At 55.5% G+C, this 17213-nt stretch carries 10 protein-coding genes, 3 tRNA genes and 3 rRNA genes; 13 read left to right on the top strand and 3 right to left on the bottom strand.

The window, feature by feature from the left end; all coding sequences use genetic code 11:
- Positions 1-87 precede the first annotated feature (87 nt).
- From CP97_RS13300 to CP97_RS13290, 3 genes are all read right to left on the bottom strand, one after another.
- Positions 88-1110: an aspartyl protease family protein gene (locus CP97_RS13300; protein ID WP_063612447.1), complete on the bottom strand. Its 1023-nt coding sequence runs from the start codon at positions 1108-1110 to the stop codon at positions 88-90.
- 99 nt (positions 1111-1209) lie between these two features.
- The gene (locus tag CP97_RS13295; RefSeq protein ID WP_161485469.1) at positions 1210-2700 is read right to left on the bottom strand and encodes an oligosaccharide flippase family protein; all 1491 of its coding nucleotides are present in this window, start codon (positions 2698-2700) and stop codon (positions 1210-1212) included.
- A gap of 9 nt (positions 2701-2709) precedes the next feature.
- Entirely contained in the window at positions 2710-3774 is a 1065-nt protein-coding gene (locus tag CP97_RS13290; RefSeq protein WP_063612446.1) for a glycosyltransferase family 2 protein, read from the bottom strand.
- Between the two features lie 730 nt (positions 3775-4504).
- On the opposite strand from CP97_RS13290, the gene CP97_RS13280 reads away from it, so the two are divergent.
- From CP97_RS13280 to ccoN, 13 genes are all read left to right on the top strand, one after another.
- Positions 4505-5991, top strand: a 16S ribosomal RNA gene (locus tag CP97_RS13280).
- Positions 5992-6190: 199 nt separating this feature from the next.
- A tRNA-Ile gene (locus CP97_RS13275) sits at positions 6191-6267 on the top strand.
- 24 nt (positions 6268-6291) lie between these two features.
- Positions 6292-6367, top strand: a tRNA-Ala gene (locus CP97_RS13270).
- Between the two features lie 301 nt (positions 6368-6668).
- Positions 6669-9457 (top strand): 23S ribosomal RNA (locus CP97_RS13265).
- A gap of 134 nt (positions 9458-9591) precedes the next feature.
- A 5S ribosomal RNA gene (rrf, locus tag CP97_RS13260) occupies positions 9592-9706 on the top strand.
- The 16S, 23S and 5S rRNA genes sit together here with 3 tRNA genes alongside, the layout of an rRNA operon.
- Before the next feature lie 117 nt (positions 9707-9823).
- Positions 9824-9900: transfer RNA gene (locus CP97_RS13255), tRNA-Met, on the top strand.
- Positions 9901-10317: 417 nt separating this feature from the next.
- Positions 10318-10491, top strand: a complete 174-nt coding sequence (locus tag CP97_RS16320) for a hypothetical protein (protein ID WP_161485468.1) — start codon at positions 10318-10320, stop codon at positions 10489-10491.
- Positions 10492-10657: 166 nt separating this feature from the next.
- The gene (locus CP97_RS13250) at positions 10658-11980 is read left to right on the top strand and encodes an Hsp70 family protein (protein WP_048886343.1); all 1323 of its coding nucleotides are present in this window, start codon (positions 10658-10660) and stop codon (positions 11978-11980) included.
- 313 nt (positions 11981-12293) lie between these two features.
- Positions 12294-13499 (top strand): NnrS family protein, encoded by a 1206-nt coding sequence (locus CP97_RS13245; RefSeq protein ID WP_082863830.1) that lies wholly within the window; start codon positions 12294-12296, stop codon positions 13497-13499.
- Positions 13500-13551: 52 nt separating this feature from the next.
- Entirely contained in the window at positions 13552-13938 is a 387-nt protein-coding gene (locus tag CP97_RS13240; protein ID WP_048886341.1) for a hypothetical protein, read from the top strand.
- A 42-nt stretch (positions 13939-13980) separates the two neighbouring features.
- Positions 13981-14706, top strand: a complete 726-nt coding sequence (locus CP97_RS13235) for a Crp/Fnr family transcriptional regulator (protein WP_048886340.1) — start codon at positions 13981-13983, stop codon at positions 14704-14706.
- Positions 14707-14832: 126 nt separating this feature from the next.
- Complete coding sequence (locus CP97_RS13230; RefSeq protein WP_161485467.1) at positions 14833-15459, top strand: Crp/Fnr family transcriptional regulator; 627 nt, start codon at positions 14833-14835, stop codon at positions 15457-15459.
- A 95-nt stretch (positions 15460-15554) separates the two neighbouring features.
- Positions 15555-17213, top strand: a complete 1659-nt coding sequence (ccoN, locus tag CP97_RS13225; protein WP_048886339.1) for a cytochrome-c oxidase, cbb3-type subunit I — start codon at positions 15555-15557, stop codon at positions 17211-17213.

The raw sequence follows: 17213 nt of genomic DNA, 5'->3' as shown, positions 1-17213 counted from the left end.
CTCTCGCCATTGCCAGTCTGGTCGCCGAAATCTCTCACTGTGCCTCACAAGTGGGGCACAGGAGAGCGTCAGACAACCCTGGGCGGCCTAATCCTGCGGCAAGCGGGTCGCGCGGCGATTGAAATACCATGGATTGTCGAGCGGCACATCGCCGGGAAGGTCGAACAGGATACGGCGGCTGCGGAAATCAATTGCGACGCGGCGAAAGACGCTCAATTCGTTCATACCAAGCACCATGGCCGGGCGATCGGCGAGACCGAGCCAATGGAAAGTGGGGGAATCGGCAAATGAAATCGGAATGTTCGACAACTCAACACGGTCCATGGAAAGTCTGCTGGCCACGTGAGTTGGTCCGGTCACGGTCACGCCATTGACGTCCGTCATCACGGCTTCTCGCTCCAGCGCGCGGCGGCGCATGCGATTCCGTAACGCCAGATTTCCGAAAGAAGATTGCGCGCCAGTATCGACGATCACTGCCGTTGAAACCGCGTCAATCTGTGCGCGGTGGATGATCAGCTGGCCCAGCCTCTCGCGCGCGCGCACGATAATATCGTATCCTCCGGCACCATCGCTGGAGAAGTGGGACGAGACGGTCAGCTCGCCATTTTCGAAATCGAGCAATACGCGCTGATTCTGCAAACTATCGAGCCCGAGTATACCGTCGGCATCGCCGATATGGGAGCGTTCGAGGATAGGTGCGGTGCGGATCGTGATAATACGGCTGCCGAACATGAAATCGGGCACCATGGTCGTTTGCACCGCGCGCGTGCTTGCCATGCCGACAAGCGTGGCGTTTGCGCGGTCGAACAGCCCGAGCCGTTCGGCCAGTTCGCTAGAAAGCACCGTTGCCTGTGCGCCGGTATCAACCATGAAGTGGAACGGCCCTTTCCCCATGATCGTGACAGGCACGGTCATCCGCCGGTTGCGCTCCATCTGCATTGTCAGCGTTTCCTGAATGGGAACGTTAGCAGAGGGGCCAGCTTGTGACTGGGCTATCGCTGGCGGAAGCGCCGGTGTTTCCATAGTAGTGGGGAGCACCTCCCCGGTTTGAGCTGCCAGGGGTGACGTGCCGGTCAGCGCCAAGGCGCAGCTATAGGCGAGCCAGTGCATTTATCTCTCCCGCTCGTAGATGCGTCCCTTCAGCAACGAGCAGGGTAATGATAGCATGCTTGCCGGCTACTCCCTAATTCAGGCCATAAATTGGCAGGTTCAGCGGGGTGCAGGCATAAGCTGGCGCCAACCGAAATAGGCCAGTGCGGAACAGGCATAGCTGTGGATCTCTGTATAGGCGCAGTGACGTGTCTGGCGGAGACAGATGAGCCATAATGCCGCACCCGATAAAACGGCAATCGTCAGTTGACCGAAGCTGGCCTGCGTCGCCGGTGCCCACCAGACATAGGAAAGCCAGACGGGAAGAATTGCCAGACCTGTCGCCAATGCCGATTGTAGCCAGATGCGTGTCATGACACGCCAGTGAAAACCAATCGTTCGGGCAAGAAATGGCGCGAAGATCACGAACCAGACAAACGAATGGGCGACGCGGCTTGCCGCTGCCGCTTCGAGCGAGAACCATGCGCCAAGCACCAGCAAGCCGACCGATGCTACCATGTCCCAGCCACTACGCCACAAAAGCGCACGCTTTTCATGCAGGAGGATCGGCAGATCGGCATGCAAGGGCAGGGCGATGAAGAGGATTTGCGAGATGGCGATCCATTCCAGCGGAACCGCAGCGCCCAACCACCGCTCTCCATACAGCATGGATATGATCGGTGTGGCGAGGGCGGCCAGGCCCGCCATCGCAGGCCAGGTAATCGCGCAATAATTGGCGGTGACGCGCTCGTAATGCGGGCCAAGCGCCTCTCCTTCATCACGCAACTGGCGAAACGCGGGGAAGAAGACCGTTCCAAGCGCACCCGAGACGAGCAAACGTAATTGCGCGGCAAGTCCAAAGGCGCGGGTGAACAGGCCGAGTGCTGCGGTATCGAGCAATCGTCCGATCAGCAGTTCGGGCAAGCGCGCGCTCGCCTGATAGAAAGCCGAAAGCAAAGTTGCGAAACCGCCAAAGCGCAGGATTGGCAGCGCGCCCTCCAAGCGCGGAGGGAAGGGGAGAATGAAACCGACCCGCCATTGCGATATAACCATACGCGCGATCTGCTGGGCAAATGCACCCCAAGCCAATGCCATCGCGCCATGGCCACGCCATGCAAGCCAGATGGCAATCGTCGCGTTGGCCAGCACGACTCCGTTTTCGGTCATGGAATTGGATACGAAATCCATTTTGCGATGAGCCAGCGCCATCGGGACGATAGCCAGTGGCACAAAGAAATAGCTCGCCGCGATAACCAGCATGAGCGGCCTCAATTCGGGCATTTCGTAAAATGCGGACACCGGCCAAGCGAGAGCCACGCAGCCGATTGCAACCGACCAGCTTATAGCAAGCGACACAGTAAAGGCGGTTCGTATCCTTTCATCATCCAACTCCCTTTCGCCGGTCACGAAGCGGGTGATGCCGAATTCCTGCAATACAGCGAGCAGCGAAATGAATGAGAAGGCGATGGTGAATAGGCCAAGGTCTTCAGGATCAATGAAATAACGTGCCAGGATCACACTGGCAGCAAACTGTATGATGAACGCGCTGACCTGGCTTGCCATCGCCAACAGCGCTGCTCCGCGCACGCTCATCTTTGTAGTGGGCGACATTGCCATGGCTTACCCGATCGCCTGAGAGATGGCGCGCATGCCAGCAGCCGATATCGCACCGCGGGCATGTTTCTGGCGCCGATAGCGCAAAACTGGCGCGGCAAGAGCCGGGAGGAATTTCCATACAGCAAAGGCGACATTCCAGGCACGACCCAATTCGTGGCCACGTGCGGCCTGCATCTCCGCGATTGCAGCGCGGTCGCCGTCAATCACGCGACCAATCGCCTGTTCAAAGCGCAGCTGGCGCTCATTCTCTTCTATCATCGCCCACGCTATTTCGGCGGGTTCGGTATTCGCGTCGATCAGATCAAGCGCCTTTTCGAATACGCGGATATTGCCCTTGAGCATTTTGGCCGAAGATGCCGATGCGGAATTTCCGCGCACCCGGTAATCGCCAAGGATGTCGTCCAGATAGAGGGCGTGACCACCCAGCAAGACAAGCCGCACCCAGAAATCGAAATCCTCGGCATGGGTCATGGTCGTATCAAAGCCGCCGACTGATTCGTAATCATCACGTCGGAAGGTAGAACCGATATAGATCTTGAAACTCTGGTCCAGCACCTCGGGCAGGGAGCCTCGCGTGCCATCGCCCCTGCCTTGTTTGCGTGTGAAGCACGTGCGATCACGCGGAACGGCGCCAAAGATGCGGGCGTTGCAGGTGGCCAGCCTGGCCTGGGGATCGGCTTCCAGCGCATTCACCATCTGCTCAAGATAGGTGGGGCGCAGCAGATCATCTCCATCAAGCAACGCTATATAGGGTGCGCGGGTTTCTGCGATGGCGCGGTTGCGGGCAAACGATACGCCGCCATTACCTGTCTGCAGAAAAGTCATGCGCGGATCATCGAGGAAAGGGCCGACAGCGCCCGCCACATCATCGGGCGCGCCATCATCAACCACGACGCATTCCCAATTGCAAAGTGTCTGTGCCTGCACGGAGGAGAGCGCTTCAGGAAGAAGGTGTGCCACGCCATAGGCCGGCACAATCACTGCAACGCGTGGAACCGTGATATCCCGCACAGCAAGCTGCGAGGCCGCAGGGCTCGCGGGTTTCAGGATGGGCAGCGGGCGATTCATATCTTGATCTGGACCATGGTTATTCACACAGCGCCTTCTCTACCCCCGCGCGCGTAAAGAATGCTTCAATGGCATGAGCGCTGTCGCGATTCGGCACATGCGAGTGCGCGATCTTCCATGATCGTGGCGAAAGTGCCGGCCGATTCTGGCGGTCAATCTGTCAAAAAGGGCTGATCCACCGGACTTCCGCTGGCAGGAATCATTCGAAAGGCAGTACTCAGCCCGCACAAAGCCTGCGGGAAGGGGCCAATTGCGGTCCCCTCAGCCCGTAAATACGGGGGGATCAGAGGTTTTTTCCTCAATTTGAAATAAAATTGCAAAAAGGCGTTGACCCGACTCAAAGCCCCCCATATATGCCCTCTCACCGACGGGGCGCAGACGGCTTCAACCGCCAACGCAACCATCGGTCGCCAACATTAAACGGATAGCCGGTCCCCCGGTGTAAATCGGGGATGCCTTCGCTGTCCGCTTTTAATGTTGAGTGGCTCTTTGACATTGTTGATTTTTGATGAAGGGACATGTGGGCGACGGCGCCCAGTCCGGGGACCTCAAGGCTCCGGTAACTGGTTAATTTAAGCCGACGCCACATCCTGATCGAACTCCACGTTCGGTCTGTGATGATGCATGTTCATTCGTATCCATTACGTTTGACAGTGCAGGTATCGGCTCCTTGAAGCTCTTGCCTTGCCGGTTAGCGGACTTCGGTCCGTGCTGGTGAAGTGAGTGACACAAACTTGAGAGTTTGATCCTGGCTCAGAACGAACGCTGGCGGCATGCCTAACACATGCAAGTCGAACGAACCCTTCGGGGTGAGTGGCGCACGGGTGCGTAACGCGTGGGAACCTGCCCTTAGGTTCGGAATAACAGCGAGAAATTGCTGCTAATACCGGATAATGTCTTCGGACCAAAGATTTATCGCCTTTGGATGGGCCCGCGTTGGATTAGCTAGTTGGTGAGGTAAAGGCTCACCAAGGCGACGATCCATAGCTGGTCTTAGAGGATGATCAGCCACACTGGGACTGAGACACGGCCCAGACTCCTACGGGAGGCAGCAGTGGGGAATATTGGACAATGGGCGAAAGCCTGATCCAGCAATGCCGCGTGAGTGATGAAGGCCTTAGGGTTGTAAAGCTCTTTTACCAGGGATGATAATGACAGTACCTGGAGAATAAGCTCCGGCTAACTCCGTGCCAGCAGCCGCGGTAATACGGAGGGAGCTAGCGTTGTTCGGAAATACTGGGCGTAAAGCGAACGTAGGCGGTCTAGTAAGTCAGGGGTGAAATCCCGGAGCTCAACTCCGGAACTGCCCTTGAAACTACTAAACTAGAATCCTGGAGAGGTCAGTGGAATTCCGAGTGTAGAGGTGAAATTCGTAGATATTCGGAAGAACACCAGTGGCGAAGGCGACTGACTGGACAGGTATTGACGCTGAGGTTCGAAAGCGTGGGGAGCAAACAGGATTAGATACCCTGGTAGTCCACGCCGTAAACGATGATAACTAGCTGTCCGGGCTCATAGAGCTTGGGTGGCGCAGCTAACGCATTAAGTTATCCGCCTGGGGAGTACGGTCGCAAGATTAAAACTCAAAGGAATTGACGGGGGCCTGCACAAGCGGTGGAGCATGTGGTTTAATTCGAAGCAACGCGCAGAACCTTACCAGCCTTTGACATCCTTCGACGGTTACGAGAGATCGTTTCCTTCCTTCGGGACGAAGTGACAGGTGCTGCATGGCTGTCGTCAGCTCGTGTCGTGAGATGTTGGGTTAAGTCCCGCAACGAGCGCAACCCTCATCCTTAGTTGCCATCATTTAGTTGGGCACTTTAAGGAAACTGCCGGTGATAAGCCGGAGGAAGGTGGGGATGACGTCAAGTCCTCATGGCCCTTACAGGCTGGGCTACACACGTGCTACAATGGCATCTACAGTGAGCAGCGATCCCGCGAGGGTTAGCTAATCTCCAAAAGATGTCTCAGTTCGGATTGTTCTCTGCAACTCGAGAGCATGAAGGCGGAATCGCTAGTAATCGCGGATCAGCATGCCGCGGTGAATACGTTCCCAGGCCTTGTACACACCGCCCGTCACGCCATGGGAGTTGGTTTCACCCGAAGGTGGTGCGCTAACCGGTTTACCGGAGGCAGCCAACCACGGTGGGATCAGCGACTGGGGTGAAGTCGTAACAAGGTAGCCGTAGGGGAACCTGCGGCTGGATCACCTCCTTTCTAAGGATTTTGGCGGAAAGCGCCGGGACTTGCTCTCGGAAGTGCTTCCTCTATCTCCAAAGAACATTGCCGTCGTCCTCATGTCCTTTCATCACTGGAGAAACACTCAAGCGAGAGCTTGCGTGTTTACGCCTGAGCTGGCTCACGCCCCTCGCGGCCGCCTTCCTTAATGGAATGTTGTGCCAGCGACGGTAAGTGTGGGCCTGTAGCTCAGTTGGTTAGAGCGCACCCCTGATAAGGGTGAGGTCAGAGGTTCAAATCCTCTCAGGCCCACCACTATCTTTGGTACACACATGGTGCGGGGCCTTAGCTCAGCTGGGAGAGCACCTGCTTTGCAAGCAGGGGGTCATCGGTTCGATCCCGATAGGCTCCACCAGCCATTTGATTCGTGCGCTTCAGCGCCGGTCGGTACCAGGCAATTCTCCAGGATGAAAAGAAAACGGATCCGGCATCGTGCCGGTAGGCGGTTTCGACCGCTGTCTTTGACATTGTGAATGGGTTTTTAAATCGATGCCGTGGCGGTATCGTCGTGCAGGTTTGCGGCCTTCGGGCCACAGAACTGTTCTGCGATATCATCACAAATCAATCAAAATTGATTATCTGGCTGAGATAATTCCTCCGCGCTATCTCAAGACGGTCAAGCGTTATGCAAGCTTGTCGTTGATGGTGTGGATTCTCAAGCGTGAGGTAAGAGCATTTGGTGGATGCCTTGGCATGTACAGGCGATGAAGGACGTGGCACGCTGCGATAAGCGTCGGGGAGTTGTGAGCAAACTTTGATCCGGCGATTTCCGAATGGGGAAACCCACCTTCACCATTTCTTCTCTTGTCCCTTCGGGGATTGGTGGAGAGGTGGATAAGGTATCACCGAGCTGAATAAAATAGGCTTGGTGAAGCGAACCCGGGGAACTGAAACATCTCAGTACCTGGAGGAAAAGACATCAACCGAGATTCCGTTAGTAGTGGCGAGCGAACGCGGACCAGGCCAGTGCCTTCAATTCAACTAGCAAAACACTCTGGAAAGTGTGGCCATAGTGGGTGACAGCCCCGTATGCGAAAGTGATGTTGAAGGACTCGAGTAGGGCGGGACACGTGAAATCCTGTCTGAACATGGGGGGACCACCCTCCAAGCCTAAATACTCGTACATGACCGATAGCGAACAAGTACCGTGAGGGAAAGGTGAAAAGCACCCCGATTAGGGGAGTGAAATAGTACCTGAAACCGAATGCTTACAATCAGTTGGAGCCCCTTTGGGGGGTGACAGCGTACCTCTTGCATAATGGGTCAGTGACTTAATCTACCATGCAAGCTTAAGCCGTTAGGTGTAGGCGCAGCGAAAGCGAGTCTGAATAGGGCGACTGAGTATGATGGATTAGACCCGAACCCCGGCGATCTAGGCATGACCAGGCTGAAGGTGCGGTAACACGCACTGGAGGGCCGAACCGTTTAATGTTGAAAAATTATCGGATGAGTTGTGTTTAGGGGTGAAAGGCCAATCAAGCCGGGAAATAGCTGGTTCTCCGCGAAATCTATTGAGGTAGAGCGTCAGATGTATGCCGATGGGGGTAGAGCACTGGATGGGCTAGGGCCGCGCGAGCGGTACCAAACCTAACCAAACTCCGAATACCATCGAGTCTTGTCTGGCAGACAGACGGCGGGTGCTAAGGTCCGTCGTCAAAAGGGAAACAGCCCTAACCTACAGCTAAGGTCCCCAAGTCATTACTAAGTGGGAAAGCATGTGGGAATCCCAAAACAACCAGGAGGTTGGCTTAGAAGCAGCCATCCTTTAAAGAAAGCGTAACAGCTCACTGGTCTAAATAAGGGTTCCTGCGGCGAAGATGTAACGGGGCTAAAGTAATGCACCGAAGCTTAGGGTTGCAGTTTACTGCAGCGGTAGCGGAGCGTTCCGTAAGTTGATGAAGCCGAAGGGTAACCGACGGTGGAGATATCGGAAGTGCGAATGCTGACATGAGTAGCGATAAAGAGGGTGAGATGCCCTCTCGCCGAAAGACCAAGGGTTCCTGCGCAACGCTAATCGGCGCAGGGTAAGCCGGCCCCTAAGACGAGCCCGAAGGGGGTAGTCGATGGGAACCACGTTAATATTCGTGGGCCTGGAGATGTGTGACGGATTGCGGAAGTTGTTCATTCTTATCGGATTGAATGGGCGGCCAAGTAGTCCCGGGAAATAGCCTCTCCATATAGACCGTACCCGAAACCGACACAGGTGGTCAGGTAGAGTATACCAAGGCGCTTGAGTGAAGTATCCTGAAGGAACTCGGCAAATTGCCTCCGTACCTTCGGAAGAAGGAGGCCCTCTTTTTGCGCAAGCAATAGGAGGGGGCACAGGCCAGGGGGTAGCGACTGTTTATCAAAAACACAGGACTCTGCTAAGTCGGCTTCAAGACGACGTATAGGGTCTGACGCCTGCCCGGTGCTGGAAGGTTAAGAGGAGGAGTGCAAGCTCCGAATTGAAGCCCCAGTAAACGGCGGCCGTAACTATAACGGTCCTAAGGTAGCGAAATTCCTTGTCGGGTAAGTTCCGACCTGCACGAATGGCGTAACGACTTCCCCACTGTCTCCAGGATATGCTCAGCGAAATTGAAGTTCCCGTGAAGATGCGGGATACCCGCGGTTAGACGGAAAGACCCCGTGCACCTTTACTGCAGTTTCAGAGTGGCATTAGGAAAGAGCTGTGTAGCATAGGTGGGAGGCTTTGAATCTTGGGCGCCAGTCCAAGGGGAGCCATAGGTGAAATACCACCCTGCTGTTTTCTGATGTCTAACCTCGTACCGTTATCCGGTACAGGGACCCTCTGTGACGGGTAGTTTGACTGGGGCGGTCGCCTCCTAAAGAGTAACGGAGGCGCGCGATGGTAGGCTCAGGCCGGTTGGAAACCGGCTGTTAGAGTGCAATGGCATAAGCCTGCCTGACTGCGAGACTGACGAGTCGAGCAGAGACGAAAGTCGGTCATAGTGATCCGGTGGTCCCTCGTGGAAGGGCCATCGCTCAACGGATAAAAGGTACGCCGGGGATAACAGGCTGATACTGCCCAAGAGCTCATATCGACGGCAGTGTTTGGCACCTCGATGTCGGCTCATCACATCCTGGGGCTGGAGCAGGTCCCAAGGGTTTGGCTGTTCGCCAATTAAAGTGGTACGTGAGCTGGGTTCAGAACGTCGCGAGACAGTTTGGTCCCTATCTGCCGTGGGCGTCGATTGTTGAGAGGAGTTGCCCCTAGTACGAGAGGACCGGGGTGAACATACCTCTGGTGTACCAGTCATCGTGCCAACGGTGCAGCTGGGTAGCTATGTATGGAAGGGATAACCGCTGAAAGCATCTAAGCGGGAAGCCTCCCTCAAGATAAGCAATCATCGAACCGTGATAGACCATCACGTTGATAGGCTGGGTGTGGAAGTGCAGTAATGCATGGAGCTAACCAGTCCTAATAGTTCTGTTCGCGCTTGTTGGATCCCACCATCAACGTCAGGCTTGAAAGCTTGTCGATGTGGAGGATTTGTCCAAGCCGGATAGTCGCCTACAACGAACACACCCTGATTGGTGCATCGATTTAAAAACCTTGCTCGTCCGCCGGCTTCATTGCTTGGTGGCCATAGCGCCTGTGACCCACCCGATCCCATCTCGAACTCGGCCGTGAAACCAGGTAGCGCCGATGGTACTAGTGCCTAAGCACTGGAAGAGTAGGTCGTCGCCAGGCATTGTAGCCGGCGGGCAGCGCAAGGTAAAAGCCCATTCACAAGTCAGAGGGCCAACCCATCCGGGGAGGCCCTTTTGGCGTCTCTAGGGCCCACCGCCTGAGACCCAAAATTGTTGTCGCGGGGTGGAGCAGTCCGGTAGCTCGTCAGGCTCATAACCTGAAGGTCGTTGGTTCAAATCCAACCCCCGCAACCAACATTTTTCGAAGATCCGCTGTAAAGCTGCCTCACTGTCACCAGTGGGGCTTTTTGCGTTGTCAATTGCAGTCAATTATTGAGCAGGTCTACCCCGCGCTATTATGTGCATGTGAGTGTCCTTGATGGCGGCGAACCTTTGCAAGGCTTAGTTTTTCTATTAGCGATGGTGAGAGCGTCATCCACCGCCATTCGAAGCAGCGGATCACAGCTGCTTCGAACTGAGGGTGCGTCGGTCGCTTCCCGACGTCCTTCTATATGCTTGGCTTGAATGTACCAATGTTCTCGTGCACCTGCATGAGCGGATAGCTACTGCATTGAATCTGCATTCTTGGGTTGCTGAGCGTTTTGAGGGGACAATGACAAAGCGATCCCTTGCCGCAACTGAGATGCCAAGAATGAGGGATTCCGTCGAGCGATGGGTTTCGATTCCCCGGCGTATGGCAACATTGTCACCTCGCTGGGCTATCCGCAGATCAACGACAAGAAAGACTTCCCGCGCATGTTGGCGGTGTATCTTTGCGAATTAATGCCTGTTCCGTTTGAACGTGTTCCGGCGCAGGCCAGCCGTCGTCGATGCGTGCGACGCTGACCAGCTCATCAATCGAGGTTTGGATGACTTTCATGCCTGAAGAATATCGCACAACAGTCAAGGTCGCTCGTTAGGTTGTCTTGATTTCACTTGCCGAGAAGTTGCGCATGTCCAGCGATGCTGCCACTGCCGCCAGCCGTGTGCGAGAGAGATAGGACCTGTTACGATGACTGACTGCACACCCGCCACCCGTGCAGTCGGGATTGATTTCGGAACGACTAACTCAGTGGTCGCGACCACTCACGATGATGGAATGCCGACCTTGGTCGACTTCGCGGCGCCTGGAGGTCACGCAGATGTATTTCGTTCTGCGCTCTGTTTTTGGGAGGACCACGCCATCCGTGGCGGTTTGGGGCATGAGGCTGGCCCTTGGGCTATTACCGAATTTCTCGATTTTCCGCAGGGCAGTCGCTTCCTGCAATCGTTCAAGTCGATTGCCGGCAATCCCTTGTTCGAAAGCGCCAGCCTCTTCGGCAAGCGGTTGCGCTTTGAAGAGCTGGGGCAAATCTTTCTGGCTCATCTATTGTCACATGGAGGCGCGGTTCTAGCTGATTTACCTGAGAAGATCGTAGTCGGCCGTCCGGTGCGCTTTGTCGGCGTTCGTCCCGATCCAGTGCTGGCGCGCGCTCGATATGACGCGATGTTCGCCGCGCTGGGCCGCGAAATCAATTACGTCTACGAGCCAATGGGCGCAGCCTATGGCTTTGCCTCTCGTCTGAGCGATCCCGCGACATTGCTGGTGGCCGATTTCGGAGGCGGAACTAGCGATTTTTCGGTCGTGCGCGTTGAGGTTCCCGGCGTGGCGAAGCGTTGTGTCCCGCTTGGTTCAGCGGGCATTGGTATTGCGGGTGACATGTTTGACTTCCGGATCATGGATCATCTGGTGCTTCCTTTGCTGGGCAAGGGCAGCACTTACCGCTCTTTCGACAAGCTGCTTGATATTCCGGGCGGGTTTTTTGCCGACTTCGGCGATTGGTCGCGTCTGGCCCTGATGCGCAATCGACGAACCCTTAGTGAATTGGCGCGATTGCAGCGGAATGCCACTCAGCCCGCTGCAATCCAGCGCATGATTGCGGTAATCGAAGGCGAGCTGGGCCATGCGTTATATGAGGCAATTGGGCAGGTAAAGCGCGCCCTTTCCAGCGAAACACACGCCCAGTTTGCTTTTTACGGACCAGGCATCTCCATTGAGTCTGAAGTCCAGCGTGATGATTTCGAACGCTGGATCGAGTCGGACCTAGAGCGGATTGCCAAGACGCTCGACGCTGCGCTGACCAAGGCCAGCCTTACTCCTGACATGATCGACCACGTGTTCCTGACCGGTGGATCGTCGCTGATCCCGGCAGTGCGCAAGCTTTTCGAGCGGCGCTTTGGAGAAAGCCGGATTGCGCAAGGGAATGAGCTGACCTCCATCGCTCATGGTCTTGGACTGATGGCCGCGGATCCTGATCTGAAAGATTGGGTCGTTAGAGAGGATGAGTTGACATGAGGGTAGCATTTCGCCGCAAGGGCGATGTGCCTGGGGTCAATCTGAAATTATCCTGCCTGCGCCGGCGAGACCATAGCAATATCATCCACCGTCAACATAGTGAGCTGCTCGCAGACTTACACCACCGCCTCATGCTTAAGCTATTCGTTGAAATCAGCTTTTTCCGCAGTCATCTTCAGTGCTCAGGTCAGGCGAGAATGGCTGTACAGACCTAAAGGGTGGTCGCCAATGCGCAATTCTTGATCTTGATCAAGGCGCGGTCTCCCAGTCGGACGTATCTATCGCTGCGTGCGATGTGAAACAGGAAGCCGCAATGGTTACGAATAGCGATCGGTTGGCCCTGCGTCAGGATCGGATCCGGCAATCGCCTGTGATGCTGCGGGGCGGATTCCGCCCCTTCTTCCTTGGAGCGGCGAGTTGGGCGGTTATCGTCCTGCTCGTCTGGCTGGGATTTCTGTTCCGCTATGTATCACCTGATCTGCTGGCCAATCCTATTGCCTGGCATCGGCATGAGATGGTGTTCGGTTTTGCGGGAGCCGCGATGGCAGGCTTTGCGCTGACAGCCGTGCCCAATTGGACTGGGCGCCTGCCAATTGCCGGTACGCCTCTCGCCATGCTGGCTGCATTCTGGGCCGCTGCGCGTATCCTTCCATTTGTCGGTTCTTGGGCCGCGAATGTCGGACCTTTTGTTGATGGGGCCTTTTATCTTGCGCTGGCCGCCATCTTGGGACGGGAGATTGCGCAAAGCCGGAATCGGAATATTCCTGTGGCAGCTGGCATAGCGTTATTTGGCTTTTTTGCTGCGATTGACGGCGTCGCGCAGGCAGGGTTGATCGGCGTGACTGATCTGGGTTGGCGTGGCGGGTATGCGGTGATCATCATGATGATCGGATTGATCGGTGGCAGAATTATTCCAAGCTTTACGCATAATTGGCTTGCGAAACATGGCTTGAAGGGAAAACTGTCGGCGCAAACGGGGCGCTACGACCTGATTTTGCTCGCCCTTACGGGGGTCGCCTTGTTGGCGTATCTGATTGCAGCTGAATCGGGTGCCGCAGGATGGCTGCTAATGGGCGCCGGTCTGGGCCATGCAATCCGATTGATGGGTTGGCAGGGGTGGCGCGCGGCGCGCGATCCGCTGGTTGCCATCCTCCATCTCGGGTATTTCTGGCTGTCGCTGGGGGTATTCTTATTGGGATGGAGCGTATTGGGCGGCGTCCCGCAAGTTGCAGCGCTGCATGCGTTGGGCGCGGGCGCGATGGCGACGATGATATTGGCAGTGATGTCCCGCGCAACCTTAGGCCATACCGGGCGAGAACTTCGTGCAGATGGGCTAACTGTAGCCAGCTATATTCTTATCACGATTGCGGCGGTCGCACGGGTGCTGGCCGGTTTTTCAATTGGAGACCCTCAGTTTATGTTAGCCGTTGCAGGAACTGGCTGGATCGGAGCATTCGGTCTGTTTTGTATCGGTTACGGTCCCAAACTTTGTGCCCCGCGTATCGACGGCAGGCCATAATGGCATAAGAGTGGCGCAAACCAGATCAATATGGTTCGGAGCTTTGGCGAGCATGGCAGCAGGCATCCTGTTCGCTTTGTCCTTCATCGCTACACCGGTGAAGTTTCTTGCTGCCAACGTACCGACGGCAGAACTCCTCGCGGTTGGCCGGGTGACATTTCGCGCTTCTTTGCTGGTGGAGTTGATCTTGCTGGCGGTCCTGTTGATTCTGGCGCGGAGAAGGATGCGGTATGCGTTGTGTGTTGTAGCGACGATCCTGGCATTGCAATGGCTTGCCCTCATGCCGCTGCTTGATGCGCGGACCCTTGCAACAATGGCGGGAAATGCCCCACCGCCATCATTTCTGCACCTGTATTGGATAATAGCTGACCTGTTGCGGCTGGCCCTCTATCTGATCCTGGCGACGCTTTCATTCAGGGAAGCGCTGCGCCTGGAATAGGGAATGGTTGGCTTTGCCGGGCGATGTCCGTAAGTGTCATGCATGGATGGCACAGACATCATTGAGCGGCCTAACTTTTGCGAGGCATGCGCAATCCGCAATCGCGCCATCTGCGCCGATCTGGACAATCAGGAAATTGATCTTCTCAACAAGATCGGTCGACGAAGGCAATTGCAGGTGGGCGAGCAATTGCTTTGGGAAGGTGATGAAGCAGTCCTTGTCGCAAATGTTGTGGAAGGCGTGCTGAAACTATCCACAGCTACCGCTGATGGGCGTGAGCAGATTGTCGGGCTTGTTTACTCATCAGATTTTGTCGGTCGACCTTTTTCGGAGACCACGCCTTACGGAGTTGAAGCTTTGACGGACGCCACGGTGTGTGTGTTCCGGCGGAAGGATTTTGATCGTTTCGCGCTGGACCATCCACGGTTGGCAAATAAGCTGCTCGAACGGACACTGACCGAGCTTGATCGATCTAGAAGATGGATCCTGCTGTTGGGCAAATTGAATGCAGAGGAACGGGTTGCCAGTTTCCTGATCGAAGTTGGCCGGCGGTTGGAAGTTGACGTGGATCAGCCAGCAAATCTGTCTGGGCGATCGGAATTCAGTCTGCCATTATCGCGCCAGCAGATTGCAGACATTCTGGGCCTTACCATCGAAACCGTCAGCCGCCAGTTCACGCGGTTCAAAAAGGACGGGATTATTCAGATGCCGACCAGCCGGACCATCATTGTCCCAGACATTAAAGCGCTGATCAACAGGGCAGGATAAGCTCTCCAGATTGCGGCAAAGCGCCGGATTTGATCTTCATCAAGGCAAAGCGCTGCCAGATGGGCAAGAAACTGGCGAATGGTTACGATCAGTTTGCCCCAAATGCCCTGCGGCGCGCCGAATGCGGTGAAGCTTTCGGATGAGACTAAGGGCCGATTGAGAATATTTGGCCAGCCGGTCGATATGGCTGCTGGTGATAGTATGGAATTGAACGGCGCGTGCTTCGTAATGTCAGGCTCCGTCAAACTCTGGCGGACATTACCCAACGGTCTGGAACACATTACTGCATTTTCCTATGCTGGTTCGTTGATATTTGGCCAGACAAAAGAAACCGAGCCGTTGAGAATAACCGCGCTGGAAAAGTCTCTGGTCATCCCTGTCCCGGCATCTGCTTTTCCGGCCATGCATCGCGACAATGCGATCTGGGGCGATGATTTCCTGAACGCCGCGACCTTGCAGATAGCTTCGCTGCAAATGCATGCTGCAATGCTTGCCCGAATGTCAGCTTGTGAGCGCGTAGCGGCCTTTCTGGTATCGATGGCCGAGACGGGAGGCCGTGATAAGGATAACCCATCCCGTGTTCATCTGCCGATGTCACGCGCTGAAATTGGTGATCATCTCGGGCTGACGATCGAGACTGTCAGCCGCTGTATGACACGCCTCAGAAATGAAAAGCTTCTGACATGTCCGGCCCGGCACGAGGTGCTGATACTGGATGCCGATGGGCTGGAGAACTTTCACGAGCGGACCTGATGCCCATGTCATAAAATTATCTGCGTAATTTGCGCTAGATCAATGAACCCGATCATCCCTTGCTGCATCTGCCCATCATTGGAGGCAGACGATTCATGGAAGCAGTTTTAGGACGGGTCGGGATGTGGTTCGGCATAATGATGCTGGCCATTATCGCCATTGCGATGGCGCAGGACGCCGGCTTTGCCGCGAGTATGACGGTGGTCGCCATCGTGGCATTTGGATTTTTATGCGCAACAGCAGCGCAATTCGATCCGTTGGCGAAGGTGCAATCGCTATTCCGCATGCCCAGCAATCCTTCACGATATGATGATGATCCGGTTCGCTGGGGCGTCATCGCAACGGTCTTTTGGGGCGTGGTCGGGTTTTCGGCAGGGCTGTTCATCGCCTTGCAAATGGCGTTTCCCAGCCTCAATCTGGATTCCCAGTTTACAACATTTGGCCGTTTGCGGCCCTTGCACACTTCAGCAGTGATATTTGCCTTCGGTGGTAACGCCCTGATCGCCACGAGTTTTTATGTGGTGCAGCGCACCTGCCGGACGCGACTGGCATTTCCGACGTTAGCCCGCTTCGTGTTCTGGGGTTACCAGATGTTCATTGTGCTGGCGGCTGTCGGCTATGTTTTTGGTGTCACCCAATCCAAGGAATATGCAGAGCCTGAATGGTTCGTCGATATCTGGCTGACCATTGTCTGGATATCCTATTTCATTGTTTTCGTTGGCACTTTGGCGCGACGAAATGAACCGCACATCTACGTCGCAAACTGGTTCTATCTCAGTTTTATCATCACCATTGCGATGCTGCACATCATCAACAATCTGGCGGTGCCGGTGTCGATCTTCGGTTCACGCTCCTATCCGCTTTTTGCGGGGGTTCAGGATGCACTGGTTCAGTGGTGGTATGGCCATAATGCGGTGGCGTTCTTCCTGACCGTGCCGTTCCTGGCGATGATGTATTACTTCGTGCCCAAGCAGGCGAACCGGCCGATATATTCCTATCGCCTGTCTATCCTGCATTTCTGGTCACTGATTTTCCTCTATATCTGGGCTGGTCCGCACCATCTGCATTACACAGCTCTGCCGGACTGGGCGCAGACCTTGGGCATGGTGTTCTCAGTTGTTCTGTGGATGCCGAGCTGGGGCGGGATGATCAACGGCTTGATGACGCTGAACGGCGCATGGGACAAGGTTCGGACCGATCCGATTATCCGCATGATGGTGCTGGCGCTGGCCTTTTACGGAATGGCGACTTTCGAAGGCCCGATGCTGAGTATCAAGGCAGTCAATTCGCTGTCGCATTACACGGAATGGGGCATCGGACACGTCCATTCCGGCGCTCTCGGCTGGAACGGCATGATTACCTTTGCTGCGGTCTATTTCCTTGTCCCGCGCCTGTGGAAGCGTGAACGCCTGTATTCGATACGGATGATCAACTGGCATTTCTGGCTCGCGACGCTGGGGATCGTTTTCTACGCCTCCTCCATGTGGGTTGCCGGCATAACCCAGGGACTGATGTGGCGTGAATACGGCGCGGATGGCTACCTTGTGAACTCCTTTGTCGATGCAGTGGCTGCGATGCACCCGCTCTATCTGCTCCGGGCGTTTGGCGGGTTTCTCTATCTGCTGGGCGGGTCGCTTATGGTTTTCAACGTCTGGAAGACCATCAAGGGCGATCTGCGCGACGAAGCACCAATGACAAGTGCAGAATACGATCCGGCAAAGGATCGGCCGATCGTTTCGGTTCCGGCCGAATAG

Source organism: Aurantiacibacter atlanticus, from assembly GCF_001077815.2.
GTDB classification, from domain to species: Bacteria; Pseudomonadota; Alphaproteobacteria; order Sphingomonadales; family Sphingomonadaceae; genus Alteraurantiacibacter; species Alteraurantiacibacter atlanticus.
The sequence above is the reverse complement of the archived record's forward strand: the minus strand, read 5'-3'. Positions and strand labels throughout refer to the sequence as shown.